Consider the following 26,358-nt stretch of genomic DNA (forward strand, 5'->3'; position numbering starts at 1 on the left):
CGGCTCAACTCATTGCTGCTGAGTGAAACCAAGGTAGCGGCTTTGCAAGGGTGGTGCGTGAGACGGTCAATCATCTTTGATTTCGGCGCACGTTGCGTGTGGCTGGCGGGCGCTCGAACGCCAGCGATCGAGACGCAACCAGCGCTCGCCGCAATGACGCATGATCCGCTCGCCAGTCGCTCTCGGAGGCGCCAAGAAGAGCGGCCTCACCAACTCAAGCAGAGACGAGGCCTCCATTGACCTTGAGTTCCTGGCCGGTCACGTAGCTGCTCTCTTGGGATGCGAGGAACAACGCCGCTGCCGCGATCTCCTCAGGTCTGCCCATGCGCTTCAGCGGGGTACGCTCGGTGAGCGCGCGTCGATCCTCCTCGGGCAGGTTGTTCATGATGCTGGTATCTGTCGGCCCGGGGCTAAGGGTGTTCACCCGAATGCCGCGATGCGCCAGCTCCCTCGACCAGGATTGTGCGTAGCTGCTGACCACGGCCTTGGTGGCTGCATAGACAGAGAGGTTCTCCTCTCCGTTGGCACCTGACAGCGACCCGAGCAGGATCATCGAGCCGCCTTCGCGCATCAGCGGCAGCGCCTTTTGAGCGGTAAACAGCACGCCCCGGGCGTTGATGCCGAAGATCCAGTCGAAATGGTCTTCGGTGATATCGTCCAGCTTGGCCTGTTTCGCTACGCCGGCGTTCGCGACGAGGACATCGATCCTGCCCTTCGCGGTGTTCACGGCATCGAAGAAGTGAGCGAGATCGTCCACCTGACTCACATCGCAGACGATCGCCATGACATTGTCAGCGAAGAGCTTCGATGCTTCTTCCCTATCCTTCTCGCTGAGCGCGGTGATGAACACAAAGGCACCCTCGGCGACGAAGCGTTTGGTAATTGCCAAGCCGATACCCGATGTGCCTCCGGTAACGACGGCGACCTTATCGCGGAGCTGAGACATGCGCTTTCTCCTGGCGGGTGGGCGTCTCGATCGACGCCAAGTGGGATCTCGGATGTGTGTCGGTGGATCGGCTGAGGCTTAGGGCCGGCGTTCGGGCGCGCGCGGCAGCCCCCTCGTCTTCACGGCGACCCGCCACACCGTGTTCTTCAGCGACTCGGTGACGTAGAGGTAGCCGTCTTGGAACGCCATGTTGGTCGATCCGAGCCCGGCATCCCTGGGCAGCGGGATCGCGCCATAGGAGAAACCATGGTCGTCGAAGATGGCGATCTCGCCTGCGCCGTAATGCGCGACGTACACATTGCCGGTGGCATCAACGATCAGTCCATCGGGACCAATCCCGCCCTGCAACCGTGCGAAGACATAGGCGATCCCGAACGGGTCCTTGGAATCGCGTGACGGGATCATCAGCACCCGGTTCTCACCAAACTCTGAAACATAGACGTTCTGCCCGTCAGGCGAGACGGCGACCCCGTTGGGATAGGCGATCCCGCCGGCAAACACCTGCGGCGTGCTGCCTTTATCGGGCGCGACATAGTAGACGTGTCCGGTCTTAGCGAGCGCGTCCGACCCCACCGGATCGGTAAAGTAATAGCCGCCGCGCGGATCGAACACGAGGTCGTTCAGCCCTTTGAACGCGCCGATGTCGGAGCGGTAAAACAGATCGGTGACCTTACCGGTTGCCGGATCGAGGGTCTGGATTCCCTTGGTGCGATTGGCGACGAACAGTCGGCCATCGGCTGCGAACTTGGCGCCATTGGGGGTGCCCGGTCCCGAAGCGACGGTCACGCAGTGGCCGTTCTCGACCCGCATGATACGGCCCGACACGACAGCCACCATCCACATCCGCCCCTTAGCATCAAAGTTGATGCCCTCGATGAAGCCGTCGCAGGTCACGACCTTCTCCCAAGTGCAGCGCTCGCCGGCGCAGATCGCGGAGATGTCATGTCGGACCGCAGTTGGGGCGGCTTGCGCAGGGGCAGGCGGGGCGTGGAGGGCAAGCGCGAGCGCGGGAAGGCCCGTTGCGGCGACCCACTTCAGAAGGGTGTTCATGGTGCGTGACTCCGGCACCCGCCATTGGCGAGCTCGCTGATCATCGTGGAGCAAATCCGCGACCGCCGCAGGCGGCCGCGGAACGGGAGATCACTTACCGAGCGAGGCGGCGTCGATGACGAAGCGGTACTTCACGTCGCTCCGATGCATCCGCTCATAGGCAGCGTTGATATCCTGGATGTCGATCATCTCGATATCCGAGACGATCCCGTGCTGGCCGCAGAAGTCGAGCATCTCCTGCGTCTCGGCGAGGCCGCCGATCAGCGAGCCGGCGAGCGTCTTGCCTCGGAACACCATCGGCGCACTGTTGACCGCATTGTCGCCCTCAAGCGGGCCGAGATAGCCGACCAGCACTAGCGCGCCCTCGACCGCCAGCGTGGCGACATAGGGGTTCACGTCATGCGCGTAGGGCACGGTGTCGATGATGAGGTCGAAGGTGCCGGCGACCGCCTTCATCTGCTCCTCGTCCTTGGAGATCACCACCTTGTCGGCACCGAGCCGGAACGCGTCCTCCTCCTTCCCGGGAGAGCGACTGAACAGCGTCACCTCCGCCTCCATCGCATGGGCGAGCTTCAGCGCCATGTGCCCAAGACCGCCCAGGCCGACCACCGCGACCTTCTTGCCCGCACCGGCGCCGAAGCGCTTCAATGGCGAGTAGGTGGTGATGCCCGCGCACAGCAGCGGCGCGGCGCCGGCTAGGTCCAGACCCGCCGGAATCGAGAGCACGAAGCGCTCGGCGGCGACGATCTTCTCCGAATAGCCGCCGAAGGTCAGCGAGCCGTCGTGCCGGTCCTTGCCGGCATAGGTGAGCGTGCTGCCGTTCAGACAATATTGCTCCAGATCGTGATGGCACGACGAGCATTCACGGCAGGAATCGACAAGGCAGCCGACGCCGACGACCTGGCCTTCGACGAAGCGCGTGACTCCCGGGCCAACGCGGGTGACGCGGCCGACGATCTCATGGCCCGGCACGATCGGGTAGGTCTCGCCTCCCCAGTCGTTGCGGACATGGTGGATGTCGGAATGGCAGACGCCGCAGAACAGGATGTCGATCTCGACATCGTCACGGCGCAGGTCGCGCCGCTCGAACGAGAAGGGGACGAGGTCAGCGTTGGACGCATGGGCAGCATAGCCCTGAACGGTGGTAGGCATGAGACTATCTCCAGCGGCAGTCCGGGCGAGAGCGCCCCGGGGTTGGTCAGGAGATAGGCGTGACGCGTTTGTGCTACTATCCTTCTTGATTTGCATGCAGTTATCGAAAAGGCGTATGAATTACTATGCCCGTCGAGAACCAGCGCGATACCATCCGTGACCTGACCGCCTTCGTGGCGGTCGCCCGCGAGCTGAGCTTCACCCGCGCTGCCGGGAAGCTTGGCGTTTCGCAGTCGGCGCTCAGTTATACGATCAAAGAGCTGGAGGCGCGGCTGGGTGTCCGGTTGCTGACCCGCACGACGCGCAGCGTGGGGCTCACCGAAGCCGGCGAACGACTGCTGGGCTCGGCCGGCCTGCACCTGGACGGGATCGAGCAAGCGCTGGCCGGCCTGACCTCATATCGCGATCGCCCTGCTGGCATGGTGCGGCTCGCTGCTTCGGACCACGCTGCGGCGACCGTGCTGCATCCAGTGCTCGCCGACCTACTGCCCGACTATCCCGAGATCACGGTCGAGCTGGTAGTCGACAACGCGATGACCAACATCGTCACGGAGCGCTGCGACGCCGGTGTCCGTCTCGGCGAGCATCTGGCACACGACATGATCGCGACCCGTATCGGGCCGGAACAGCGCCTCGCGGTGGTGGCAACCCCTAGCTATTTCGACTTGCACGGCCGGCCTGGCTCGCCTGACGATCTCTTGACGCACAACTGCCTCGCCTATCGGCTGGAGACGCACGGCAACATTTATGCATGGGAGTTCGAGAAGGACGGCAAGGAGGTCAACGTCCGCCCGCAGGGTCAGATGGTCAGCAACGATCCGGACCAGCTCCTGCTGTTCGCCCTTAGCGGCCTCGGCATCGCCTGCATGCAGGAGAGCTACTTCAACGACGCGCTGGAAGAGGGCCGCCTGGAGCGGGTACTGGAGGATTGGTGCCCCGGCTTCGGCGGCTACCATCTCTATTATCCCAGCCGTCGTCAGCCCACCGCTGCGTTCACGCTCGTACTGGAGGCATTACGCCGTAGCGCCCATTAACAAGGCTGATTGATAACCGCATGCAGGATTGAGCGGCTAATCGAAAAGGTGGGTCGCTGCCATCTACGGCTCACGATGGGCCGCCGGCACTTCTGCCACGCGCTCCACCTGTCAGTTGGAGATCAATCATGCGCAAATTGCTGGAAGGCCGCACGGCCATCATCACGGGCGGCAGCCGCGGCATCGGCAAGGCCACCGCCATCCTGTTCGCCGAAGAAGGCGCGAACGTCGTCGTTACCGGTCGCAATCACGAGACGCTAGAGGAGACCGTCGCCGCGGTGCGCAACGCTGGCGGTACTGCCCTATCCGTCGTCGCCGACTCCATCGACCCAACCGCGCCCAAGCGGGTGTTTGAGCAAGCGATCGGCGAGTTCGGCCAGGTCGACATCCTCATCAACAATGCCGGTTGGTCCGACATGGCGGCAATTGAGGAGACGGAGGACGAACTTTTTGACGAGATGATCCAGATCAACCTGTTCGGTGTCTTCCGCTATGCCCGTGAGGCGGTTCGCCACTTCCTGCCGCGCGGCACCGGCGCGATCGTCAACGTATCGTCGGTCAATGCCTTCAAGCCGATCTGTGGCGTCTCCTATTGCGCCACCAAGGGCGCAGTCGACACGCTGACCAAGAACGTCGGCATCCGCCTCGCCGGCACCGGCATTCGCTGCAACGGCATCCGCCCCGGTGCGACCGATACCTACCTGGTCGAGGCCTGGGACAAGGGCGAGCTGCCTGGCGGCCAGGTGATGATCGAGGCGTCCAAGAAGTACGTCAACTGGGAGTTGCCGGTCGTGAAGCCTGAGCAGCAGGCCAACGTCGCGCTGTTCCTCGCCAGCGATATGAGCAGCGCCATGCAGGGCCAGCTCCTCACCGTCGACAACGGCGCGTTTGCCTGATCCCGTCGCTGGCCGGGACATTCCCGGCCGGCGCCGTTCCAACAGGAAGGTTTGAAAATGACAGACAGTAACAAGCCCCGCATCCTCGAAGCCTATCTCGCGCTGCTCGCCCGGCATCCGCTTGGTGAGATCACGATGCACGCAGTCGCCGAGGAGGCGGGGGTCAGTCTGTCGACCCTGCGCAGGGCCTACTCTTCCGAGCACGCGCTGTTCGACGCTTATGCAGAGAAGGTAGATTGTGCGGTGCTCGATCGCACCGCCGATCTAGACCTCAACCGCCCCGCCAAGGATCGCCTGTTTGACGTCCTGATGACGCGCATCGGCGTGCTCGCCGAAGGCAAGGCGGCGGTCAAATCACTCCTGAGCGCTGCAGCGCAGGATCCGGCGCTTGCGGTGCATTTCGGCGGGGTTTCCGCCCGCGAGCAGAGCTGGATGCTGGTGGCGGCACGGATCGATGTGCGCGGCGCCGCGGCTGCGAACCTCGCACAAGCGCTGGTGCTCGTGTTCGGCCGCACCGTGCAGACCTTCCTGAAGGACGACAGTGACGATCTTGCTGCTACCCGCGCGGTGCTGGCGCGCGAACTCGATGTCGGCGCCAAGTGGATGCAGGACCTTTCGCAGGCCGGCTGACATGGTCGCGAGCAACCAAGGGGACCGGTTCCGTCGATCGATCGTCGTCAACAGGGCAGGGGCGCTAAGGCAGACATCATTTCTTCGCGGCCGATCGCAGCTCAGACAATAATGCGGCGAACGCCGGCGATGGATGGCGGCGATCGGGATAGTAAAGGTGGTAACCCGGAAAGGGCGGGCACCAATCCTCCAGCACCCGGACAAGGCGGCCGTCTGCCAGCGCGGTTTGAACCTGATCCTCCATCACCATCGCTAGGCCCGCGCCGGCCAGTGCCGCGTCGACTGCTAGATGCATGTCGTTGAGGGTCAGAGGGCCGTCCACACGGACGTTCAGCGAGCGGTCTCCCTGTTCGAACTCCCAGGCGTAAAGGCCTCCTGCGCTAGGTAGTCGAATGTTGATGCAACGATGATTGGTCAGATCATGAGGATCGTTCGGAACCTCAGCTTGGCCGAGGTAACTCGGTGCGCCGACCACCGCCATGCGGAGGTCAGGGCCTATTCTGACGGCGATCATGTCGCGCGCGATCTGTTCACCGAGACGGACGCCCGCGTCGAACCCCTCGCTGACGATATCGGTGAGGTGCGGGTCGATAACGACCTCCGCCTCAATCTCCGGGTAGCGCAACGACAAACGCACCAATGCCGGCCACAGAACGGTTTCAGCAGCGTGCCGCCCTGCGGTCAACTTCAGCGCGCCGGCAGGCGTGTCCCGAAGTTCGCTCAAAGCAGCGATCCGCGAGCGCACGTCGTGAAAAGCGGGTCTTAGCGTTTCCAGCAGCTGTTCACCTGCAGGCGTCGGCACGACGCTGCGGGTCGTGCGCGTCAGCAGCCGCAAGCCCAATCGCTGTTCCAGTCGCCGCACGGTCTGGCTGATGGCCGACTGCGACGTGCCGAGCCGAGCGGCCGCTCTGGTGAAGCTGCGCTCCTCTGCGACGCTGAGGAACACGGCCAGATCACCCATCTCCTCGCGCTGCATTCATTAGCTCCTAGTATAAGGACAAGCTGAATTGAGCGTCTAATAGATCATCTCCGGCCGTCATACATAGTCACCATACAGGGAGCGCCGCTCCCGGATTGCAGGAGACGTGACGTGGCGAACGACGTGATCGTGGTAATCGGATCGGGCGGGATCGGCTTGGCAATCGCGAAGCGGCAGGGGTTCGGCCGGACCGTGCTGCTCGCCGACTTCAACGAGGAGGTACTAAACACGGCCGCGCAGGCCATGCGGGATAGCAGCTACAAGGTCGAGACCCAGGTCGTTGACGTTGCCTCGCGCGATTCCGTGCGTGCGCTGGCCGAGAAGGCGGCCTCGCTCGGCCCCGTCATGCAGGTGGTGAACACCGCCGGCCTGTCGCCCAACATGGCGCCGGTCGCCAAGGTCTTGGAAGTCGATTTGTACGGCTCAGCCGTCGTGTTCGAGGAGTTCGGGCGCGTCGTCGCACCCGGCGGTGCTGGCCTCATCATCTCCAGCATGGCCGGGCACATGATGCGCCAGCTGCCTGAAGAGGATGAGAAGCAGCTCGCCCACGCACCTGCCGACGAACTGCTGAAGCTGCCGTTCCTGCAGGACGACGCCATCCCGAACACACTGGTCGCCTACATGGTCGCCAAACGTGCGAACTTCCTTCGCGTCCAGGCTGAGGCGATGACCTGGGGCGAGCGGGGCGCGCGAGTCAACGCGATTAGCCCGGGGATCATCGTTACCCCGCTCGCAGCGCACGAGCTGAATTCTGAGATCGGCGACATCTACCGCGGCATGGTCGAGGCTTCGCCCTCCAAGCGCATGGCACCCCCCGAAGAGATCGCGGAAGCAGCGGCCTTCCTCCTCGGGCCGACGGCCGGGTTCATCACCGGCAGCGACCTGCTCATCGATGGCGGTGTGATCGCTGCAATGCGTGCGGGCAAGTTGCCGACGCCGGGCTGATCGGCACCGCGAACCACCCTATCAGGAGATACGATCATGAAGACCCGTACCTTGGGCACGCTTACGGTGTCCGAACTCGGCTTTGGCACCATGAGCTTCGCCGACATGTACGGCGCCGCGCCGGACCACGCGGAGAACATCCGCACGATCCGCGGTGCCCACGATCTCGGTGTCACCCTCTTCGACACCGCAGAGGCCTACGGCCCATGGGCTAATGAGGAATTGGTCGGCGAGGCGCTGGCGCCAGTCCGCGACGAGGTGGTGATTGCTACCAAGTTTGGCTGGAACATCGACCCTGACACCGGTGAGCGCCGTCCCGGCCTCAACAGCCGGCCCGAGCACATCGCGCGCGTCGCCGACGCGATGCTGAAGCGGCTCGGGACCGATCACATCGACCTCCTTTACCAGCATCGCGTGGATCCCGACGTTCCGATCGAGGACGTCGCTGGCGCGGTGAAGGAGCTGATCGCAGCAGGCAAGGTAGGCCACTTCGGCCTATCGGAGGCCGGAGCCGAGACAATCCGCCGCGCTCATGCGGTGCAGCCTGTCGCCGCCATCCAGAGTGAATATTCGCTCTGGACGCGCGACCCGGAGCCGGAAGTCCTGCCGCTGTGCGAGGAGCTGGGCATTGGCTTTGTGCCCTGGAGCCCGCTCGGCGCAGGTTTCCTCACTGGCAAGGTCTCCGCCGAGACGATCGGCACCGGCGACTTCCGCGCTGCGTCGCCCCGCTTCCAACCTGCCGCAATGGAGGCGAACCAGCGGGTCGTAGACCTCATCAAGGCGATAGCCGCCGAGAAGAGCGCGACCGCCGCGCAGGTGGCGCTCGCATGGCTGCTCGCACGCAAGCCGTTCATCGTGCCGATCTTCGGAACACGTCGCCTCGCGCGGGTCGAGGAGAACTTAGGCGCGGCCGACGTGACCCTGGCAGCTGATGATCTGGCTCGCATCGAAACTGCTCTCCAGACAATCACCATCGAAGGTGCCCGGCTGCCGGAAGCTGTCCTCCAGCTCTCCTACCGCTGAACCCAGCACGAGGGATGAAGATCATGAAGACGCGTCAACTGGGCCGCAGCGGCCTTGGGGTCTCTGCCGTCAGCCTCGGCTGCATGGGCATGAGCATGAACTATGGCGAGCCGCGCGACCGGACCGAGATGATCGTGTTGCTGCGGCAGGCAGTCGAGCTTGGCGTCACCCACTTCGACACGGCTGAGGTCTACGGCCCGTTCGTCAATGAGGAGCTGGTGGGCGAGGGACTGGCACCGGTGCGGGACAAGGTGACGATTGCCACCAAGTTCGGGTTCGACATCGACGCCGCGACGAACAAACCCACTGGCAAGTTCACCAGCCGGCCCGAGCATATCCGCGCCGTGTGCGAGGCCTCGCTGAAGCGCCTCGGCACCGATGTAATCGATCTGTTCTACCAACACCGTGTCGACGAGACCGTGCCGATCGAAGACGTGGCCGGCACCGTTCGCGACCTGATCGCGGAAGGCAAGGTGAAGCACTTCGGTCTGTCCGAGGCTGGTGCCGAGACGATCCGCCGAGCCCATGCCGTGCAGCCCGTCGCGGCACTGCAAAGCGAGTATTCGCTTTGGTCGCGTGATCCGGAGGCGGACGTTCTGCCGGTCTGCGAAGAGCTGGGCATCGGCTTCGTGCCGTGGTCACCCCTTGGCCAAGGCTTCCTGACGGGCACGGTGCGGCCGGACCAGACGTTCAACGAGAAGGATGTGCGCTCCTGGTTCCCGCGCTTCACGCCCGAGGCCATGAAGGCGAACATGGCTCTGGTCGACCACGTGAAGGCGATCGCCGAGCGCAGGAGCGCCACGCCCGCCCAGGTCGCGATTGCCTGGCTGCTGGCGCAGAAGCCCTGGATCGTTCCAATCCCCGGCACGACCAAGCTGCATCGGTTGGAAGAGAACTTGGCGTCTGCGGATCTCGAACTGAGCGCGGCCGATGTCGAGGAACTCACCGCTTCGGCCTCAAAGGTCGAGATCCAGGGTGGTCGCGGAACCGGCCACGAAGAGTACAAGTGAAGCTGTGGGCGCCGACGGATTGGTCCGTCGGCGCCGATTGCTGGAGCACCAGCCATGAACATCCTCATCATCGGCGCACACGGCCAGATCGCGCGGGTCGCCACACCGCTCTTCCTCGCGCACCCCGAGGTACGCCTCACTCTCTTCCTGCGCCGCGCCGCTCGGCTTCGGGATGCAGGGCCGGGTGACCGCGTTCGCGTCGTCGAAGGAGACGCTACGGACGAGGCGGCACTGGCCGCTGCGAGGGCGGAGCAGGACGCAGTCTACGTCAATCTCGCCGGCGACCTCCCGCGTCAGGCGCATGCAATCGTCGCTGCGATGAAGGCGACAGGCGTGCGCCGCCTTGTCTTCATCTCCAGCATGGGGGTGTATGACGAAGTGCCCGGCGAGCGGCACGGCAGCATCCTCGACCCCTACCGCGAGGCGACGCGGATCGTGGAGACCTCCGGGCTCGACTATACGATCGTCCGCCCCGCCTGGCTCAACGACCGCGACGAGGTCTCCTACGGCACGACGCGGAAGGGTGAGCCTTTCGCCAACGCGCAAGCCACCGTTTCCCGCAAGAGCGTCGCCGATCTCGTGGTCGGCGCCGTGATCGACGGCGAAGGGCTGAGCGAGAGCCTCGGCGTCCACGCAGCCTGACCACCCGACAAGGACGAGACAATGACGATTCAAGCGGGCCATCAGAACGTGATCGACGCCTACTTGCGGGTCATGGCCGAGCACCCCTATGCGGAGGTGACGATGGCTATGGTCGCAGATGCGGCCGGACTGACCCTAGGCGACCTGCGGCGCACCTTCGCCTCAGAAGAAGCGATCCTGGAGGAGTTCGCCAGCTGGGCAGACGCCGCGATGCTCGATTGGGTCGACGCTGCGCAAACGTCTAGCAGTGCCCGGGAGCGTGTAATCGGCGCGATGCTCGCCCGCTTCCATATTTTGACGCCCCATCGCGATGCGGTCAGCTCGATCCTGACTGGCGCGGCGGCTGATGCAGGGACGCTGCTGTTTTTCAACCGCGTGTCCGTCGAGGAGCACCGCTGGACGCTGATCGCCGCAGGCCTCAATCATCGCGGCGCACGTGCTCGAAATCTCGCCGAGGCGATCTCTCAGGCGTTCGTCACCGCCGCCCCGGCGTGGCTGAGCGACGCTGACCCCGATCTCGCCAGCACCCGTGCCGCGATCGAGGCCTCGCTGCCTTATGACGATCTGGCGCTCGCCGCCTTCGCGATGAGCGATCGCTGAGGGCACCCTGGCTCACCGCATACGGTGTGGGCGAAGGACAGTGGAACCATGATTGGCCGGCCCCAGGGTTACCCACCAGGAGAGCAACGATGACCACAGCCGTGACGACAAGCGACCCAAGCGCTGTGGGGCCAACGCCTCTGCTGTTCGTCGCCGTATTGACCTACCTGCGGCCGCTCGAGGACATGGATGAGGCTGGTCCTGACCATGTCGCCTGGCTCCGCCGCGGTTACGACGCGGGCAGGTTGCTGGCGAGCGGGCGACGCGTGCCGCGCACTGGCGGTGTCATCATCGCGCGTGGAACGGATGTAGCGGAGGTCGAGGCATACCTGCGCACCGATCCCTTTCAACAGCGTGGGCTCGCCGTTGCTGATATCTATCCGTTCGAGGCTGTGATGCTGACCGACCCCATGAGGGCAGCGTTGGCTACCGTCTGAGATTAGGAAACAATCATGACCGAAACTCCGACAACACCGCTCCCGCTTCGCAAACTTGGCGGCCTGGAAGCTACTGCACTTGGCATGGGCGTGATGAACATCGTTCATGCTTATGGTCCGCCGATCGATCGTAGCGAGGCCATACGGCTCGTGCGTCACGCCTTCGAGCGCGGCGTGCGATTCTTCGACACTGCCGAGGTTTACGGGCCATTTGTTGCCGAGGAGATCTTTGGCGAGGCGCTTGCCTCGAAGCGCGAAGAGTACGTGCTCTGTACTAAGTTCGGATTTCAGTTCGACGGCAGCGGCAAGCCGGCGGGACTGAACAGTAGGCCCGCTCATATTCGTCAAGCGCTCGAAGGATCGCTGCGTCGTTTGCGTACCGACCATGTCGATTTGCTCTACCAGCACCGGATTGATCCCGAGGTGCCGATCGAGGATGTCGCTGGCACGGTCGGCGATCTGATCCGCGAGGGCAAGGTCGGTCATCTCGGCTTGTCTGGCGCTGGCGCCGCTACCATTCGCCGCGCGCATGCCGTCCAGCCGGTCGCGGCGGTGGAGAACCACTACAACTTCTTCACCCGCGAGCAGGAGCCCGAGGTGTTGCCGGTGTGCGAGGAATTGGGAGTTGGCTTCGTTGCCTACAGCCCGCTCGGCATGGGATATTTGACGGGTACGGTTGCCGCCGAGACCGAGCTCCTCAAAGGCGATCTGCGTGCCCAATTTCCGCGCTTCACGACCGAGGCACGGCGTGCCAATTGGAAGGCTATCGAGCTCCTGCGTCAGTGCGGCTACCCGAGGGGCGCGACGCCGGCGCAGGTCGCGCTTGCCTGGCTGATGGCGCGCAAGCCATGGATTGTCCCGATCTTCGGCACCACCAAGGTCGCCCATGTCGACGAGAATCTGGCGGCGCTGCATATCAAGCTGTCGTCTGAGGAGATGCAGGCCTTAGAGGACGGCTTTGCCGCGATCTCGATCGAAGGGGCAAGCAGCGGTCCGTCGCAGCTTGCTGCCATCGATATCGGGGCCAAAGCAGGCACCAGCTCCTTGGGCACGCGCGGATTGTCGCCACTGCCGGCATGAAAGCGGGGCGCCTGCTATTCTGCCGGCGCAAGCTCCCGCCTCATACCGGTCATGGTCTAGCGGAACCCAGCGCCTGCGGACAGGCGCTGGGCGGCCGAGCACCGGCATGTCGTCGGCGACGCCCGGCATCCTCGCGCGATCACGTTAGGGCGGGCAGGCGAGTGAGGTGCTTATCCAGCGTGATAGGATAGTCCCGAACGCGTACTCCGGTGGCATTGTAGACCGCGTTGGCGATCGCCGGGGCGACACCAGAGATCCCCAGTTCCCCGACGCCCTTCGCTTTCAGCGGCGACATCGTGGGGTCCAGTTCGTCGAGGAAGATCACCTCCTGATGCGGAATGTCGGCATGGACCGGCACCTCGTACCCAGCGAGGTCGTGATTGACGAAGAAGCCGAACCTTTTGTCGACCGCCAGCTCTTCCATCAGCGCCGCGCCTGCACCCATCGTCATGCCGCCGATGATCTGGCTGCGCGCGGTCAACGGGTTGAGGATACGCCCAGCCGCGCAGACTGCCAACATTCGGCGGAGGCGGATCTCACCCGTATAAGCGTCGACCGCCACTTCGGCGAAGTGCGCACCGAAGGTCTGCTGCTCGAACCGCTTTGACAGATCACCAAATTCGATCCGATCCTCGACCGTGATCGGTCCTGCCTTTACTGCGTCTTTCAGAGGCACGCGGCGGTTGCCCGACCGCACTTCGCCGTCGGTGAACTCGGCATCAGCCGAGTTGACGCCCAGTCGGCTTGCCACCGCCTCGCGCAACTTCACGCAGGCAGCATAGACGCCGGCGGTGACTGTGGCCGCCCCGGCTTGACCGCCTCCGCCGAACGAGTCCGGGAATTGGCTGTCGCCCAAACGAACGACGACGCGATCGAGGGGGAGGCCCATCATTTCCGCCGCGGTCTGCCCGACAATGGTATAGCTGCCGGTGCCCATGTCGGTCATGCTCGTCTCGATCGACACCAAACCGTCAGTCCTGAGCGTTGCGCGTGCGCCTGCGGCCTGGATCGGCGCACCGCGGATGGCGGAAGCCATACCCATGCCGATCAGAAGGTTACCCTCGCGCCGTGCCGCCGGCACGCCGCTTCGTTTGCTCCAGCCGAAACGATCAGCCCCCGTGCGCAGACATTGCACGAGCTGACGCGTAGAAAAGGGCTTCGGGCCAGCCGACTTATCGGCCTGACTAGTGCCGCCCTGCGGGTCGGTCCCGCCCCTGCCGGGATCGGCAGGGACAACCTGCATGTCGTTGCGGATGCGCAACTCAACCGGATCCATACCGAGCTTCTCGGCGAGTTCGTCCATGGCGATCTCGATCGCCATCATGCCGCTCGCCTCTCCCGGTGCGCGCATGGCGCTGCCTTCCGGAAGGTCGAGGGTCGCCAACCGTGTTGCGATGAGCCGGTTGGCTCCGGCGTAGAGCATTTCGGTCTGGTCCGCCGCAGCCTCTGCCATTCCTCCGGGCACGTTGCCCGACCAACTCTCGTGCGCAATCGCGGTTAGCCGTCCATCGCGGCCCGCACCCAGCCGCACGCGCTGGATGGTGGCAGGGCGATGTGTCGTGTTGTTCGGCATCAACGGTCGGGTCAGCGCCACCTTGACGGCACGGTTCGCCTTGCGTGCACCAAGCGCAGCCAGCACCGCGTCCGAATTCACACTGCCTTTTCCGCCGAAGCCACCGCCAATGTAGCTGGCGACGATGCGAATCTTCTCCGGCGGCACGCCGATCTTGCCCGACAGGTCACGTACCGCCCAGCCGACGATCTGCTGAGCGGACCAAAGTGTGAGCTGGTCACCGTCCCACCGCGCAATCGTGGCATGGGGCTCCATCATCATGTGGCTGTGGTCGGGAGTTGTGTACGTGCTGTCCACGGTGACCGCTGCGGTCGCGAGCGCCTTGTCGACATCGCCGATGCGGATGTCAGGCTTGTCCTTGGGACGGCTCGCTCCTGCACGCGCGGCGGTCAGGTCGAAGGCGCCGTCCACGCGCGAATAGTCTACCCGGAGGAGCTGGGCCGCCGCGCGCGCCTGCTCGAACGTCTCGGCGACCACTAGCGCGATCGCCTGATGGTAATGCTGAATATCGGGTCCAGCGAGCGGCTTCGCCTTGTAGAAGCCGGACGCCTTCACCGGTGACGTGTTCGCCGCGGTGACAACCGCCAACACGCCTGGCGCCCCTTCCGCTGCGGAAGTGTCCATGCGCGCAATCCGGCCCTTAGCCACGGCCGACCCAACGACGTAGCCATAGGCCGCGTCGGGTGCGGCGTCGTGCTGCTCGTAGGAGTAGACCGCCCGGCCGGTGGTCTTGAGAGGCCCTTCGATTCGCGGGTGCGGCCGTCCGATCACCCGCTCCCGGTCGATCGGATTGATGCCGGCAGGGGTGTCGAACTTCATAGCCATTTCTCCAAGCCTTACTTCAGGCGACCTGCGGGAGCTTCTCGAGGTGTTTATCGAGCGTAATCGGATAGTCCCGCACACGCACGCCGGTGGCGTTGTAGATGGCATTGGCGATCGCCGCGCCGACGCCGCACAGCCCCAGCTCACCGACACCCTTCGCCTTCATCGGTGACGATTTGTCGTCTGGGTGGTCGAGGAAGATTACGTCCTGGTGCGGGATGTCGGCGTGGACAGGCACCTCGTAGGTAGCAAGGTCGTGGTTGATGAACAGGCCGAAGCGCTTGTCGACTGCCAGCTCCTCCATCAGCGCACCACCGACTCCCATGGTCATCGCTCCGATCACCTGGCTGCGCGCTGACTTGGGATTGAGGATGCGGCCGGCATCGCAAACCGCCAGCATCCGACGCACACGCGTTTCGCCCGTGTAGATGTTTACGCCGACCTCGACGAAATGAGCGGCAAAGGTCGACTGCTGCCAACGCTTTCCCATGTCGGTCGGATCAAACCCGTCCTCGCCCGTGATCGGACCCGCCTGAGCAGCGTCCTTCAACGTGGCACTGCGGCTGCCGGCTGTCACCTTGCCGTCCGCGAACGCGACCTCGGGGGAGGCAAAGCCAAGCCGCTGCGCGATCGCCTCTCGCAGCTTAAGACAGGCGGCGTAGAGGCCCGCGGTAGAGTTGTTCGCACCCCACTGGCCGCCCGAACCAGCTGAAACCGGAAAGTCGCTGTCGCCGAGGCGAACGTTGACGTCCTGCACGCGCACGCCCATCATCTCCGCCGCGGTCTGGGCAAGAATGGTATAGGTGCCGGTGCCGATATCGGTCATGTCGGTTTCGACCGTCAGACGACCATCCCGCTCCAACCGAATGCGGGCCGCCGACTTCGTCAGCTGGTTGTTCCGGAAGCCGCCCGCGACGCCCATGCCGACCAGCCACTTACCGTCGCGGACTTGCGCCGGCTTTGGGTTGCGTTGTGACCAACCGAAGCGCTCCGCGCCCGTTCGCAGGCATTCCACGTAGTGGCGCTCGGAAAACGGATGGTTCGGCTTTTCGGGATCAACCTGAGTGTCGTTGATGACGCGCAGCTCGACCGGGTCCATGCGGAGCGCCTCGGCAAGTTCGTCCATCGCCATTTCGAGTACCATCAGGCCCGGCGCCTCGCCCGGCGCGCGCATGGCGTTGCCCTCTGGGAGATCCAGCACCGCGAGCTTCAGGTAGGTCTCGCGGTTGGGCGCGGCATAGAACAGCTTGGTCTGCGATACCGCCGTCTCGGGCTTGCCGTCCGGCAAATTGCCGCTCGTGGACGAATGGGCGATCGCCGTCAGCCTCCCGTCACGGTTGGCGCCAAGCCGAACGCGTTGGATCGTTGCTGGCCGATGCGTGGTGTTGTTCGCCATCATAGGTCGCGAGAGCGCGACCTTGACCGGCCGCCTGGCCGCTTTCGCACCGAGCGCCGCGAGCACCACGTCGGCCCGGATGAACAGCTTGCCCCCGAAACCGCCACCGATGAAGGGGGAGTCAACCCGTAGCTTCTCCGGCGGGATCGACAACGCCTTGGCGAGGTCGCGCTTGCTCCACGCAATCATCTGATTGGAGGTCCAGACGGTCAACCGGTCGCCGCTCCATGCCGCGATCGAGGCGTGCGGCTCCATCATCGCGTGAGTCTCGTCCGGCGTAGTGTAGGTCTGGTCGACCTTCACTGGCGCGGCGGCAAACGCCCCCGCAAAGTCGCCCACCCGATCAATCGGCGGTGCCGATGATCCCTCGCCACTGCTTCCACCTTTCAGCGGCGCGTGGGGCTCCTCCTTGGCGAGATCATATTTTCCCGGAGTGCGCGTGTACTCGGTTCGGATCAGCGCGGCTGCGCTACGCGCCTGCTCAAACGTTTCGGCGACAACGATGGCGATCGCCTGGTGATAGTGCTGGATCGCCGCGCCTCCGAACAGCGTGGCCGTATTCTGCGGCCCGTTCGGCAGCGGCTTGGCGACGTCCAGTGTGGTCAGCACCGTCACCACACCCGGCGCGCGCTTTGCGTCCGCCGTATCCATGCGCGTGATGCTGCCCTTGGCGATCGCCGACCCAACGACGTAGCCATAGGCCTGATCGGGAGCGACGTCGTGCCGCTCATAAGCGTAGGGGGCGGTGCCAGTGGTCTTGAGGGGACCATCGATCCGATCGACTGCCTTACCGACGACCTTGAGCTGATCGATCGGATTAGTGCCCGCGGGCTGATCGAACTTCATGCTGCCTTAGCCTCTGCCATCACGGCCGCCAGGGTGCGCTCGACTAGAGGCACCTTGAACCTGTTGTCCTCGGTCGGCCGCGCGCCAGCGAGGAGCGCGGCTGCAGCAGCCTTTGCGCCCTGTGGCATCGCTGCATCGGCAGCTGCGACCCGCCACGGTTTAGGCGCGATGCCGCCTACCGCGAAGCGCCCGGAGCCATCGGGCTGGATTACCGCAGCCACAGACACCAGTGCATAGGCGTAGGACGCGCGGTCGCGCACCTTCTGGTAGAAATGCTGTCCGCCAAGCGGGCGAGGCAGGGTGACGCCGGTAATCAGCTCGCCGCGTCGCAAATTCGTCTCAATATGCGGCGTGTCGCCCCACAGGCGATGGAAATCGCCAATCGGAATCGACCGCGTCTGACCCTGCGGATCCACGGTCTCCACGGATGCGTCGAGCACCCGCATCGCCTGGGCCATGTCGCCGGGATAGGTGGCAATGCAGGCGTCCGACGTGCCAACAATCCCGAGCTGGCGCGAATAGCCGCCAAGCGCCGAGCAGCCCGAACCCGGCTTGCGCTTGTTGCACGGCATGTTGGGATCGTAGAAATAGGGGCAGCGGGTGCGCTGGAGCAGGTTGCCTGCGGTCGTCGCCTTGTTGCGCAGCTGGCCGCTGGCACCTGCGACGATCGCGCGGGTCAGCACGCCATAGTCGCGGCGCACGCGAGGATCTGAAGCGGTCGCAGTGTTGGTGGCGAAGGCACCGATCCGCAGCCCACCGCCACTCGTCGGTTCAATCCGGTCCAGTTTTAGATCCTGGATGTCGACGAGATGCGTTGGCGTCTCGATCTCTAGCTTCATCAGGTCGAGGAGGTTGGTGCCGCCCGCGATGAACTTGGCGCCCGGGGTGCGTGCCACTGCCGCGGCAGCCTCCGCCGGTGTCTTGGCGCGCTCGTACGTGAAGGGCTTCATGCGCTCGCTCCCGCGACTTCGGTCATCGCCTCGAGGATGTTGGAATAGGCACCGCAGCGGCAGATGTTGCCGCTCATCCGCTCGCGCATCTCGTCGTTCGTAGCTTGCGGTCGGGCGGTGACATCCGCCATGGCGTGGCTCGGCACGCCGGCTTTGATCTCACCGAGTACCGCGACGGCCGAGCAGATCTGGCCTGGGGTGCAATAGCCGCACTGGTAGCCATCGTGTTTGACGAACGCGGCTTGCATCGGGTGCAGCTTATCGGGTGTGCCGAGACCTTCGATCGTAGTGATCTCGTCGCCCTCGTGCATCACCGCCAGACTGAGGCAGGAGTTGATCCGCGTACCCCCTACCATGACGGTGCAGGCTCCGCACTGTCCATGGTCACAGCCCTTCTTAGACCCGGTCAGCTCAAGGTGCTCGCGCAAGGCATCGAGAAGGGTGGTACGCGTGTCGATCTCCAGTGAATGGCGCTTGCCGTTCACACTCATCGTCACCTTCATCGATGCCGGTGCAGGCTGCGCCGGGCCCGGCTGCGCGTCGGCGACGGAAATGGTGGTCAGCGCTGCGGTGGCAGCACTGCCAACCAACAGACCGCGACGGGAAATCTCTGTTTCGCCGGCCTGATCCATGACGGCTTTCCTCTTCATGCTGGCCGACGTGCGCGCCGGCGGTTTAGGGCCGAGACATCGCGGACCGAGGCAGCGCCAATCGATCCAAGCTCCCGTCGATGATACTTAAACGCACGTTACCACGCTTGGTTTGAGCGGATTACATACGACAATCAGCATGAAGCTATATCGCTGGCTCATCAATCGATCGCTGCAAGGACAGGTACTCGGCACCCTCCAGATCTTTTACGGCGCATGCCGTCCCGCCTGCAGCGCCGATCATCTCTCGAACGGGCACCGACGGCGACGCGACGCTCCAAAATGAGCTACAGCAATCAGACGGCAGCGAGACTGCGCTAACCTTCAACAGCGCTGAGACCAGCAGGCGTTGATCGATGTGCCAGATTACGAAGCCCTCGTTCGCCAACGCCGCGACGTTGATCCCGAGAAGGTCTGTCAGGTGCAGCTTCCGCGACATATCGCTGATGCCCTCGCGACGCGCCAAAGTTATGGCGTCGACGATCTCCGGGTCTGCAACGGTGCAGTCGTCTCGAACCAGTAGCGGCTTATTCGATAGCCATGCTTCAGGAGGGCAAAGCCGAGCTGACGGGTCGACATCAGCGTCCGGGCGCAGTTCGGCGGGGTAGATCCGACAGGTCGCGGGACGTCGGTCATATGCTCCACAAAGCTTGTTGGGGAGCAGATTGGGACATGGCCCGGTGAACGCCGCTACCAAGGTCACCCGCACTCTGATCGGCAATGAAAGGCTGTTCGCGGCGAAGCTCCGCTCCCGACGGAACACATTAGCGGTGTCAGCCTCGTTTACGGGGAGATCCGGCGTCGCATCACACATGACTTGGACAATGCCGCCACCCTCAAGCCATTGGATTGCTTCACGGATACTCAGCGGAAGGCGCAGTGAGTTGCAGCACCGCCCGCAGGCTGTGCAGTCGAAGTGAAGCCTCATGGCAGGCGTTTCGGCGGCTTTGTGTCAGCAGCCTCACTCTCAAGCGTCTCTACAGGGAGGCGGCGTTGATCACCGGCTTGATGATGCCGGGCCACAACTTGGCTCAGAACGGACAGCGCCAAAGTATCAGGGTCACGGCTGGCGGGGATCAAACCGATCGGCCCTGTTAAGCGGGCAATCTCCTCTTCCGCGAGCCCTCTGCGCCGTAGCATCGCAATACGTTCACGATGCGTCCCCCTGCTGCCCATCGCCCCCACGAAAAAAGCAGCCGACCGCAGGGCTTGCTCGAGCAGCACCGGCTCCCAGTCATGGTCATGGAACAGCAGAATTACGGCTGTGAATGCGTCGGTAAGCAGCGTTTCGATATGGTCCGGCGTCTTAAGGGCGGTTGCCTGCAGACCACTTGCCGTCAGAGCTTCAACGATCGCATGATCCGGGCTGAGCGCGATCACCTCGGCGCCATACGCGCTGGACAACATCGCTAGGGCAGGCACTTCTGCCCCGTGGCCTGCGATCAGGATCCGCAGATCAGGCTCGTGACGGGCAACGAAGATATCTTCGGCCCAGCGCGTCAGACGTTCAGCGCCACGGCTAACGGCGATTGTGCCATCGCGCCCAAGGAGGACTGACACCGGCGAGCGCCCGACCAATGAGCGATAGGCCTGGCGGATCGCTTCTGCGCTCATGCAGGGGGTGAACAAGAGATCAACGCCCCCTCCACAAGGCAGGCGGATATCGATAAATTGCGAGCCGGCTCCGAAGCGGATCAGCTCCGCTGTGCCGCTCTCAATTACCCGACGTGCTTCCCCGACAACCGCAGCTTCGATGCAGCCACCGGAAAACGAACCGACAAACTGTCCGGTCTCGCTGACCGCAATGTGAGCACCAGGGCTACGCGACGACCCTCCCGTCACGTCCGTCAGCGTGACCAGCGCGGTTCGTTCGCCGCGCTTTTCCGCCTCGAGCAAGAATCGAAAGATCGACAGCGCGTTTTTCATGACGTCGGAAACGTGCCCCCGAGCGCTCTGACGAGGTCCGTTGCCGCTTGAAGCTGATCGCTTCGCAGGATCAGGAGAGCGCGCTCGGCGTCCAGAGCTGCGGTTTGAGCCGTGACCACCTCGAGATAATCCGACGCGCCGTCGCGGTAGCGGGTCGTGGCAAGTTCGCGCGTCCGTTGTGCTTGCCGCACGGCTTCAGCCTGATTGCGCTCTTGCTCGCCTAGGTGACGGACCGCGGCTAGGTCGTCTTCGACCTCGCGAAAGGCGGTCAGCACCGTCTGCCGGTAATTGGCAGCCGCTTCATCGAACTGGGCTCGGGCGAAGCGCACCTGCGCTCGCCGCGCTCCCCCGTCAAAAATGGCGAGAGCCGCCGAAAGCGGGCCCAGCGCCCAAAAGCCGTTGGAAGCACTCAGCAGGCTGCCGGCGGTCGCTTCGAAACCGCCGCTTCCGCCCAAAGTCACCTGCGGGAACAAAGCCGCCCGCGCGACGCCGATACGGGCATTTGCAGCGGCTACCTGACGCTCGGCCACCGCAATATCCGGACGCCGTTCCAGAAGGGTGGAGGGCAGTCCGACCGGGACAGCCGGTGGAGCAACCTGCCGGTCAACGACAGGCAGCGAGAAGCTTGACGGCGTTTCACCGACAAGAATGGCAATCGCATGTTCGTCGCGCGCGCGCGCTGCCGCGACTGCATCGAGTTCAGCCTTTGCGCTGGCAAGCTGCGCGCCGGCGCGGCTGACATCGATACCAGAGGCGATACCTCCCTCGTGCCGAGTTGACGTCAGCTCAAACGCCCGAGTGAATGCCTCTACGGTTTCACGCAGCAGCACGAGCCGGGCATCGAGCCCCCGCATGTCGAAATAGGTCGACGCGAGCTGAGCCTGCAGTGCCAACCTCACCGCCGCAACGTCTGCGCTGCTTGCCTCGGCATCGGCTTGGGTGGCGCGCACGTTGTTCCGGATGCGACCGAACAGATCGAGCTCATAGGATAGCGAGGCACCGACGCTCAAATCGCTATAGATGACGGCCCTACCTGCCCCAAGCGGGCGCCCGGCGGAGACGCGCTGGCGTCCAGCGTCCGCACCGACCCCTACCTGCGGGAGCAGATCGGCGCGCGTGCGGCGAACCTGCGCCGAGGCCTGATCGTAACGGGCCACAGCTGCGGCTAGGCTCGGACTACCCTGCTCAATCCGGGCGGCCAGTGCATCAAGCTCAGGATCACCAAAGATCTGCCACCATTGCCCGGGTGGCGGAACATCGGTGCCCGCCCGTTGCCAGGGGCCTTGCTCCTTGAACGTGCTCGCAACACGCACTGTTGGGCGTTCATAGACGGGGGCGGTTGCGCATCCCGCAAGCGTCAGTGCGGTCAGCACCGCTACTCCGTTAGCGCGCGCCACGGGCCGTACTCCCGGAGCTCGCCAGAACACGGACCTGGTCACCCGTTTGCAGTGAGTCCGGCGGACTATCGATGACACGATCCTGCACCGATAGACCGGCGCTGATCTCGACCGATTTGCCGAGGTCGCGGGCGATCGTCACAGGGCGCAGCTGCGCACGGCCGTCCGCGCGCAATACCGCAACACGGGTTCCATTCTGGCCGACCATCAGGGCGCTTGGCGGCAAGCTGACCGCGCGGCTAACGCCGCTGACAGGGAAACTCGCTTGTGCGTAGGATCCAGGGTTCAACGCACCCTCGCCGTTAGGCGCCTGCACCTCTACGAGCATCGTGCCGGAGGACGGATCAACGGCACGAGAACGCCGCGTCAGCGTCGCTGAGAACTGTCTTCCGGGGTACTCCGGCAGTGCGAGCTGGACTGTCATGCCTTCACGCACCTGCGCTACATACGCCTGAGGCACGCGCACCATTGCTCTGATGCGGTGAATGTCGGCTACGGTGAATAACGGTTGTGAGGCCGCAGTCCCCGCCGTGACGAGCGCACCGATCTCGGTCGTGCGCGTCGTAACGACGCCATCGAAAGGTGCCCGCAGCCGCGTGAAGCCGGTGAGCGCGGTCAGGCGCGAGACATTGGCACGGGCTGCCGCACTTTGCGCGATACGCGCCGCCAATTCCCCGCGGCGTTCGTCGGTTTCCTGCTTGGACACCGCATCCTTGGCGAGCATCGTTGTCCACCGCTCAGCGCTTGTGCTGGCAAGCTGCCGGTTCGCCTCTGCCGTGCGCAAGTCTGCCCTCGCGGCGGCAAGCTGCTGCTCAACCTCGGGTGCATCGAGGATGGCGAGCACCTGGCCCCGGCGCACATTGTCACCGATGTTTACGAGCCACTGACGGACATAGCCCGAGGTGCGGGCGTAAATCGGAGCGGTGTTGAACGCCTGCAGTGCGGCAGGCAACGTCAGTGCGGCTTCTCCTTGGCCTGCCGCCGGGTGAATCACCGTCACGCTCGGGATCGCGCGCGCTGTGGCGACTTCAGTCAGGCGGTCGTCATTGTGGGTGCGCGACACGATACCAGTCGCGACAACCGCGATGGCAGCGACGCCAGCGCCAAGACCGACGAGCTTGAGCCGCCGATTGCCGGGCTCAGACATGGGCTTCCTCCAAGTGAGTAGGAACGGGCGCACTGAGCGCCGTGGCCTTGCGACGGTGGGCAAGGCTGAAAATGACAGGGACGAACATGAGGGTGGCGAAGGTCGCAACGATAAGACCGCCGATCACCGCGCGGCCGAGCGGTGCGTTCTGCTCACCGCCCTCGCCGATACCCAGCGACATGGGCAGCATGCCGATCACCATCGCCAGAGCCGTCATCAGCACCGGCCGGAAGCGCGTCATACCCGCTTCCAGTGCGGCCTTGGTCGCGTCGCCTAGCTCCGCAAGGCGTTCACGCGCAAAGCTCACCACCAGGATCGAGTTGGCGGTTGCCACACCCACGCACATGATCGCCCCGGTAAGCGCCGGCACCGACAAGGTCGTACCGGTCGTGAAGAGCATCCAGATGATGCCCGCCAAGGCGCCGGGCAGCGCGGTGATGATCACGAACGGATCAAGCCAGCTTTGGAAGTTCACGACGATGAGCAGGTAGATCAGTACGATCGCGCCCAGCAGCCCGAAACCGAGGCCCGAGAAGGCGCTGCGCATGGTCTCGTACTGACCACGCAGCACGATGGTGGTTCCGGCAGGGGCGGAGGCCTGCGCGCGCTCGATGACCTCGTTGATGTCGCTTGCGACGGCCCCAAGATCGCGGCCGCTCGGGGTGGCGTAGATGTCGACAACGGGCGCGATGTTGTAGTGCGACACAACGGCTGCGACGTTGCTCCGTTCGACACGCCCCAGCCCGCCAAGCACTTGGGTCGGACCATTTTCGGTACCCGAGATGGGGATGTTGGAAAGGTCGCCGAGCGATCCGATTCGATATTCCGGCGCCTGAGCGACGACCGGATAGGACACGCCGTTCTCCGGATTGAGAAAGAACACTGGCGCCGTTTGCTGTGTGCCCGCAAGCGAGGCACCAAGGCTGGCTGTTACGTCACGCTCTGTAAGGCCGATCTGGCCAATACGGCTGCGATCGATGTTGACGTTGAGCTGCGGATATCGCGACGATTGCTGTATCCGGGCGTCGGCAACACCAGGAACCGCAGAGATCTTGCGGAGCACATGTTCCGCGATTGCCTGATTGGAAATCGCATCGCGGCCAGACACCTGAATGTCGATCGGAGCAGGACTACCGAAGTTAAGGATCTGGCTCGTGATATCCGCCGGCAGAAACGCGAAGGACATGCCGGGAAACTCGCGCGGCAGGACGTCACGCAAGCGCTCCACATAGTCGGCGGTCGGCGCATGCTCCTTGGAGAGCTGGATCAGGATGTCACCATCCTGAGAGCCAAAGGTGCCTGAGTTGTTATAAACTGTGTTGATCGCGCTCTGCGGAAGGCCGATGTTATCGACCAGCGATACCAGCTCGCCCGCCGGAATTACCTCACGAATGCGTCCCGCCAGCCGATCGAACCGTGCAGAGGTGCTTTCAATACGGCTGCCGACCGGCGCCCGCACGTGGATTGCGATCGAGCCCGCATCGACTGCTGGGAAGAAATTCTGCCCGAGGAACGGCACCAGCAGGAAGGATGCGCCGACTACGGCGAGGAATCCAATCACGAAGGGCTTGGGGCGGGCCAGCACCCCGTTCAGCATCGATCCGTAGCTCGCGCGGAGGCGCTCGAAGCGATGCTCGAAGGCGCGTTGGAAACGAACCAGCGGGTTGCGACTAGGAGGGGAGCTCGGCTCGTGACGGTCGCCGGCCGCATGCGGCCTCAGCAGGTAGGCGGCAAGCGTCGGCACCAGCGTACGCGACAGGATAAACGAGCCGATCATCGCAAAGACGACAGCGAGCGCTAGCGGCACGAACAGGAAGCCGGCGACGCCTGGGAGGAAGAACATCGGCACGAACACGATGCAGATACAAAGCAGCGATACGAATGCCGGAGTGACGATCTGCTGTGCGCCATCGAGGATCGCCTGATGAACCGGTTTCCCCTGCTCCAGATGCCAGTTGATGTTCTCGATCGTCACGGTGGCATCGTCGACGAGGATGCCCACGGCAAGGCTGAGGCCGCCCAGCGTCATCACGTTGAGGGTGTTGCCCGTTGCAGCCAGGCCAATGATCGCGAAAAGGATGGCGAGCGGGATCGAGATCGCAATGATCACGGTTGAACGCCAAGAACCCAGGAATAACAGGATCATCGCTGACGTCAGGGCCGCGGCGATTGCGCCCTCCAGAATGACGCCCTCGACGGCCGCGCGAACGAAAACGGATTGATCGCCGAGTTCGACGATCTTTACCGCCGCGGGCAACGTCTTCTGCACGGTGGCGACCTGATCCTTGATGCCTTGGACGATCGCCAGCGTGGAGGTCGCGCCATTCTTGAGGATGGTCATCAGCACCGAGCGGCCGCCATCGACATGGACGACGTTGGTCTGGGGAGCGGCGCCATCGCGGACGTGCGCGACGTCACGCATGAAGATCGTCGCACCGTTCACGACACGCACCGGCAGGTTGTTAAGTTCCTCGACTGAAGACGGCGCGTTGTTGAGCGCTACAGCGTACTGGAACTCGCCGATTTTCGCGAAGCCGGCCGGATTGATCTGGTTTTGAGCCGCAATGGCATTGCCGACGTCCTGAGCGGAGAGTCCTTTGGACTGCAGGGCGAGCGGATCAAGGTCGATCTGGATCTGACGCTGGCTGCCGCCGGACGGTAGCGGGATCGCTGCCCCCGGCACGGTGACGAGTGGCGGGCGCACCTGGTTGGTTGCCAGATCGAACAACTGGGTCTCCGACATGCCCTTGCCCGACAAGGCGAGCTGCACGATCGGCACGGTTGACGCACTATAGTTGAGGATCAACGGGGGCGTAGTGCCCGGGGGCAGCTGGCGCAGCAGTGTTTGCGAAACTGCGGTCACCTGCGCGTTGGCGGTTCGGATGTCAGCACCGGGCTGGAAGAAGATTTTGACGATGCCGATGCCCTGCATCGACTGGCTCTCGACATGGTCGATGTCGTTGACAGTGGTGGTCAGGGCACGCTCGTAAGGCGTTATGATCCGTCCGGCCATCTGCTGGGGTGGCAGGCCTGAGTAGGTCCAGGCCGTGGCGATGACCGGCACCTTGATATCCGGGAAGATATCAACGGGCGAACGAACCGCCGCGATAACGCCGAGGATCAGGATCAAGATTGCCATGACGATGAACGTCAAAGGCCTGGCAAGGGCAGTTCGAACGATGCCGATCATCAGCGGGCCTTCCGGAGGAAATGCTACCCGGACCATT

General features: G+C 64.0%; 23 protein-coding genes. 10 read left to right on the forward strand and 13 right to left on the reverse strand.

The annotated features are described in order from the left end of the window. Positions 1–214 precede the first annotated feature (214 nt). The 3 genes from SPHPH_RS0117985 to SPHPH_RS0117995 form a co-directional block, all read right to left on the reverse strand. Positions 215–946 (reverse strand): SDR family NAD(P)-dependent oxidoreductase, encoded by a 732-nt coding sequence (locus SPHPH_RS0117985; RefSeq protein WP_028967934.1) that lies wholly within the window; start codon positions 944–946, stop codon positions 215–217. A gap of 78 nt (positions 947–1,024) precedes the next feature. Beyond that, a complete protein-coding gene (locus SPHPH_RS20235; protein WP_051273143.1) occupies positions 1,025–1,840 on the reverse strand; it encodes an SMP-30/gluconolactonase/LRE family protein in 816 nt (271 codons plus the stop codon). 246 nt (positions 1,841–2,086) lie between these two features. Continuing rightward, the gene (locus SPHPH_RS0117995; protein WP_028967935.1) at positions 2,087–3,148 is read right to left on the reverse strand and encodes an NAD(P)-dependent alcohol dehydrogenase; all 1,062 of its coding nucleotides are present in this window, start codon (positions 3,146–3,148) and stop codon (positions 2,087–2,089) included. A 125-nt stretch (positions 3,149–3,273) separates the two neighbouring features. Here SPHPH_RS0117995 and SPHPH_RS0118000 point away from each other — a divergent pair, with 125 nt between their 5' ends. The 3 genes from SPHPH_RS0118000 (at position 3,274) to SPHPH_RS20240 (ending at position 5,708) form a co-directional block, all read left to right on the forward strand. Next, the gene (locus SPHPH_RS0118000; RefSeq protein ID WP_028967936.1) at positions 3,274–4,182 is read left to right on the forward strand and encodes a LysR family transcriptional regulator; all 909 of its coding nucleotides are present in this window, start codon (positions 3,274–3,276) and stop codon (positions 4,180–4,182) included. A gap of 128 nt (positions 4,183–4,310) precedes the next feature. Then, on the forward strand, positions 4,311–5,078 hold the full coding sequence (locus SPHPH_RS0118005; protein ID WP_028967937.1) for an SDR family NAD(P)-dependent oxidoreductase: 768 nt from the start codon (positions 4,311–4,313) through the stop codon (positions 5,076–5,078). A gap of 57 nt (positions 5,079–5,135) precedes the next feature. Then, positions 5,136–5,708, forward strand: coding sequence for a TetR/AcrR family transcriptional regulator (locus SPHPH_RS20240; protein ID WP_051273145.1), 573 nt, complete (start codon positions 5,136–5,138; stop codon positions 5,706–5,708). A 76-nt stretch (positions 5,709–5,784) separates the two neighbouring features. Here SPHPH_RS20240 and SPHPH_RS0118015 read toward each other — a convergent pair whose 3' ends face one another. After that, positions 5,785–6,684 carry a LysR family transcriptional regulator gene (locus SPHPH_RS0118015; RefSeq protein WP_028967938.1) on the reverse strand — a complete coding sequence of 300 codons (900 nt, stop codon included), beginning with the start codon at positions 6,682–6,684 and terminating at the stop codon, positions 5,785–5,787. A gap of 114 nt (positions 6,685–6,798) precedes the next feature. Here SPHPH_RS0118015 and SPHPH_RS0118020 point away from each other — a divergent pair, with 114 nt between their 5' ends. The 7 genes from SPHPH_RS0118020 (at position 6,799) to SPHPH_RS20245 (ending at position 12,424) form a co-directional block, all read left to right on the forward strand. Beyond that, positions 6,799–7,632 (forward strand): SDR family oxidoreductase, encoded by an 834-nt coding sequence (locus SPHPH_RS0118020; protein ID WP_028967939.1) that lies wholly within the window; start codon positions 6,799–6,801, stop codon positions 7,630–7,632. Between the two features lie 36 nt (positions 7,633–7,668). Beyond that, the gene (locus SPHPH_RS0118025) at positions 7,669–8,655 is read left to right on the forward strand and encodes an aldo/keto reductase (RefSeq protein ID WP_028967940.1); all 987 of its coding nucleotides are present in this window, start codon (positions 7,669–7,671) and stop codon (positions 8,653–8,655) included. A 23-nt stretch (positions 8,656–8,678) separates the two neighbouring features. Then, complete coding sequence (locus SPHPH_RS0118030; protein WP_028967941.1) at positions 8,679–9,665, forward strand: aldo/keto reductase; 987 nt, start codon at positions 8,679–8,681, stop codon at positions 9,663–9,665. 54 nt (positions 9,666–9,719) lie between these two features. Next, positions 9,720–10,307 (forward strand): NAD(P)H-binding protein, encoded by a 588-nt coding sequence (locus tag SPHPH_RS0118035; protein ID WP_037488836.1) that lies wholly within the window; start codon positions 9,720–9,722, stop codon positions 10,305–10,307. 21 nt (positions 10,308–10,328) lie between these two features. Beyond that, positions 10,329–10,907, forward strand: coding sequence for a TetR/AcrR family transcriptional regulator (locus SPHPH_RS0118040; RefSeq protein ID WP_028967943.1), 579 nt, complete (start codon positions 10,329–10,331; stop codon positions 10,905–10,907). A gap of 89 nt (positions 10,908–10,996) precedes the next feature. Next, positions 10,997–11,344: a YciI family protein gene (locus SPHPH_RS0118045; protein ID WP_051273147.1), complete on the forward strand. Its 348-nt coding sequence runs from the start codon at positions 10,997–10,999 to the stop codon at positions 11,342–11,344. A 15-nt stretch (positions 11,345–11,359) separates the two neighbouring features. Beyond that, positions 11,360–12,424: an aldo/keto reductase gene (locus SPHPH_RS20245; protein ID WP_051273149.1), complete on the forward strand. Its 1,065-nt coding sequence runs from the start codon at positions 11,360–11,362 to the stop codon at positions 12,422–12,424. Positions 12,425–12,563: 139 nt separating this feature from the next. Here SPHPH_RS20245 and SPHPH_RS0118055 read toward each other — a convergent pair whose 3' ends face one another. The 9 genes from SPHPH_RS0118055 to SPHPH_RS0118095 form a co-directional block, all read right to left on the reverse strand. Next, complete coding sequence (locus SPHPH_RS0118055) at positions 12,564–14,816, reverse strand: xanthine dehydrogenase family protein molybdopterin-binding subunit (RefSeq protein ID WP_028967945.1); 2,253 nt, start codon at positions 14,814–14,816, stop codon at positions 12,564–12,566. 22 nt (positions 14,817–14,838) lie between these two features. After that, a complete protein-coding gene (gene paoC, locus SPHPH_RS0118060; RefSeq protein WP_028967946.1) occupies positions 14,839–17,061 on the reverse strand; it encodes an aldehyde oxidoreductase molybdenum-binding subunit PaoC in 2,223 nt (740 codons plus the stop codon). Further along, positions 17,058–18,011: an FAD binding domain-containing protein gene (locus tag SPHPH_RS0118065; protein ID WP_028967947.1), complete on the reverse strand. Its 954-nt coding sequence runs from the start codon at positions 18,009–18,011 to the stop codon at positions 17,058–17,060. Before SPHPH_RS0118065 ends, paoC begins: the two co-directional genes overlap by 4 nt. Next, positions 18,008–18,643 (reverse strand): aldehyde dehydrogenase iron-sulfur subunit PaoA, encoded by a 636-nt coding sequence (gene paoA / locus SPHPH_RS0118070; protein WP_028967948.1) that lies wholly within the window; start codon positions 18,641–18,643, stop codon positions 18,008–18,010. Before paoA ends, SPHPH_RS0118065 begins: the two co-directional genes overlap by 4 nt. A 163-nt stretch (positions 18,644–18,806) precedes the next feature. Beyond that, the gene (locus SPHPH_RS20910; protein WP_081668693.1) at positions 18,807–19,589 is read right to left on the reverse strand and encodes a YkgJ family cysteine cluster protein; all 783 of its coding nucleotides are present in this window, start codon (positions 19,587–19,589) and stop codon (positions 18,807–18,809) included. Further along, positions 19,586–20,587, reverse strand: coding sequence for an XdhC family protein (locus SPHPH_RS20250; RefSeq protein ID WP_051273151.1), 1,002 nt, complete (start codon positions 20,585–20,587; stop codon positions 19,586–19,588). The genes SPHPH_RS20910 and SPHPH_RS20250 overlap by 4 nt, the downstream gene beginning before the upstream one ends. Continuing rightward, positions 20,584–21,960, reverse strand: a complete 1,377-nt coding sequence (locus SPHPH_RS0118085) for an efflux transporter outer membrane subunit (protein ID WP_238303207.1) — start codon at positions 21,958–21,960, stop codon at positions 20,584–20,586. Before SPHPH_RS0118085 ends, SPHPH_RS20250 begins: the two co-directional genes overlap by 4 nt. A 10-nt stretch (positions 21,961–21,970) precedes the next feature. Beyond that, positions 21,971–23,131 (reverse strand): efflux RND transporter periplasmic adaptor subunit, encoded by a 1,161-nt coding sequence (locus SPHPH_RS0118090; protein ID WP_028967951.1) that lies wholly within the window; start codon positions 23,129–23,131, stop codon positions 21,971–21,973. Then, complete coding sequence (locus tag SPHPH_RS0118095; RefSeq protein ID WP_028967952.1) at positions 23,124–26,321, reverse strand: efflux RND transporter permease subunit; 3,198 nt, start codon at positions 26,319–26,321, stop codon at positions 23,124–23,126. Before SPHPH_RS0118095 ends, SPHPH_RS0118090 begins: the two co-directional genes overlap by 8 nt. Positions 26,322–26,358 lie beyond the last annotated feature (37 nt).

Source organism: Sphingomonas phyllosphaerae FA2 (assembly GCF_000427645.1).
In the GTDB taxonomy this organism is placed as follows: Bacteria; Pseudomonadota; Alphaproteobacteria; order Sphingomonadales; family Sphingomonadaceae; genus Sphingomonas; species Sphingomonas phyllosphaerae.

Excerpts from the sequence above, each read along its gene's own strand:
- SPHPH_RS0118025 (WP_028967940.1), top strand. The coding sequence starts at position 7,669 with ATGAAGACCCGTACCTTGGGCACGCTTACGGTGTCCGAACTCGGCTTT.
- SPHPH_RS0117995 (WP_028967935.1), bottom strand. The coding sequence starts at position 3,148 with ATGCCTACCACCGTTCAGGGCTATGCTGCCCATGCGTCCAACGCTGAC.
- SPHPH_RS20910 (WP_081668693.1), bottom strand. The coding sequence starts at position 19,589 with ATGAGGCTTCACTTCGACTGCACAGCCTGCGGGCGGTGCTGCAACTCA.
- SPHPH_RS0118040 (WP_028967943.1), top strand. The coding sequence starts at position 10,329 with ATGACGATTCAAGCGGGCCATCAGAACGTGATCGACGCCTACTTGCGG.
- SPHPH_RS0118000 (WP_028967936.1), top strand. The coding sequence starts at position 3,274 with ATGCCCGTCGAGAACCAGCGCGATACCATCCGTGACCTGACCGCCTTC.
- SPHPH_RS0118035 (WP_037488836.1), top strand. The coding sequence starts at position 9,720 with ATGAACATCCTCATCATCGGCGCACACGGCCAGATCGCGCGGGTCGCC.
- paoA (WP_028967948.1), bottom strand. The coding sequence starts at position 18,643 with ATGGATCAGGCCGGCGAAACAGAGATTTCCCGTCGCGGTCTGTTGGTT.
- SPHPH_RS0117985 (WP_028967934.1), bottom strand. The coding sequence starts at position 946 with ATGTCTCAGCTCCGCGATAAGGTCGCCGTCGTTACCGGAGGCACATCG.
- SPHPH_RS0118090 (WP_028967951.1), bottom strand. The coding sequence starts at position 23,131 with ATGTCTGAGCCCGGCAATCGGCGGCTCAAGCTCGTCGGTCTTGGCGCT.
- SPHPH_RS0118015 (WP_028967938.1), bottom strand. The coding sequence starts at position 6,684 with ATGCAGCGCGAGGAGATGGGTGATCTGGCCGTGTTCCTCAGCGTCGCA.
- SPHPH_RS0118055 (WP_028967945.1), bottom strand. The coding sequence starts at position 14,816 with ATGAAGTTCGACACCCCTGCCGGCATCAATCCGATCGACCGGGAGCGG.
- SPHPH_RS20240 (WP_051273145.1), top strand. The coding sequence starts at position 5,136 with ATGACAGACAGTAACAAGCCCCGCATCCTCGAAGCCTATCTCGCGCTG.
- SPHPH_RS0118095 (WP_028967952.1), bottom strand. The coding sequence starts at position 26,321 with ATGATCGGCATCGTTCGAACTGCCCTTGCCAGGCCTTTGACGTTCATC.
- SPHPH_RS20250 (WP_051273151.1), bottom strand. The coding sequence starts at position 20,587 with ATGAAAAACGCGCTGTCGATCTTTCGATTCTTGCTCGAGGCGGAAAAG.
- paoC (WP_028967946.1), bottom strand. The coding sequence starts at position 17,061 with ATGAAGTTCGATCAGCCCGCGGGCACTAATCCGATCGATCAGCTCAAG.
- SPHPH_RS0118005 (WP_028967937.1), top strand. The coding sequence starts at position 4,311 with ATGCGCAAATTGCTGGAAGGCCGCACGGCCATCATCACGGGCGGCAGC.
- SPHPH_RS20245 (WP_051273149.1), top strand. The coding sequence starts at position 11,360 with ATGACCGAAACTCCGACAACACCGCTCCCGCTTCGCAAACTTGGCGGC.
- SPHPH_RS0118065 (WP_028967947.1), bottom strand. The coding sequence starts at position 18,011 with ATGAAGCCCTTCACGTACGAGCGCGCCAAGACACCGGCGGAGGCTGCC.
- SPHPH_RS0118045 (WP_051273147.1), top strand. The coding sequence starts at position 10,997 with ATGACCACAGCCGTGACGACAAGCGACCCAAGCGCTGTGGGGCCAACG.
- SPHPH_RS0118030 (WP_028967941.1), top strand. The coding sequence starts at position 8,679 with ATGAAGACGCGTCAACTGGGCCGCAGCGGCCTTGGGGTCTCTGCCGTC.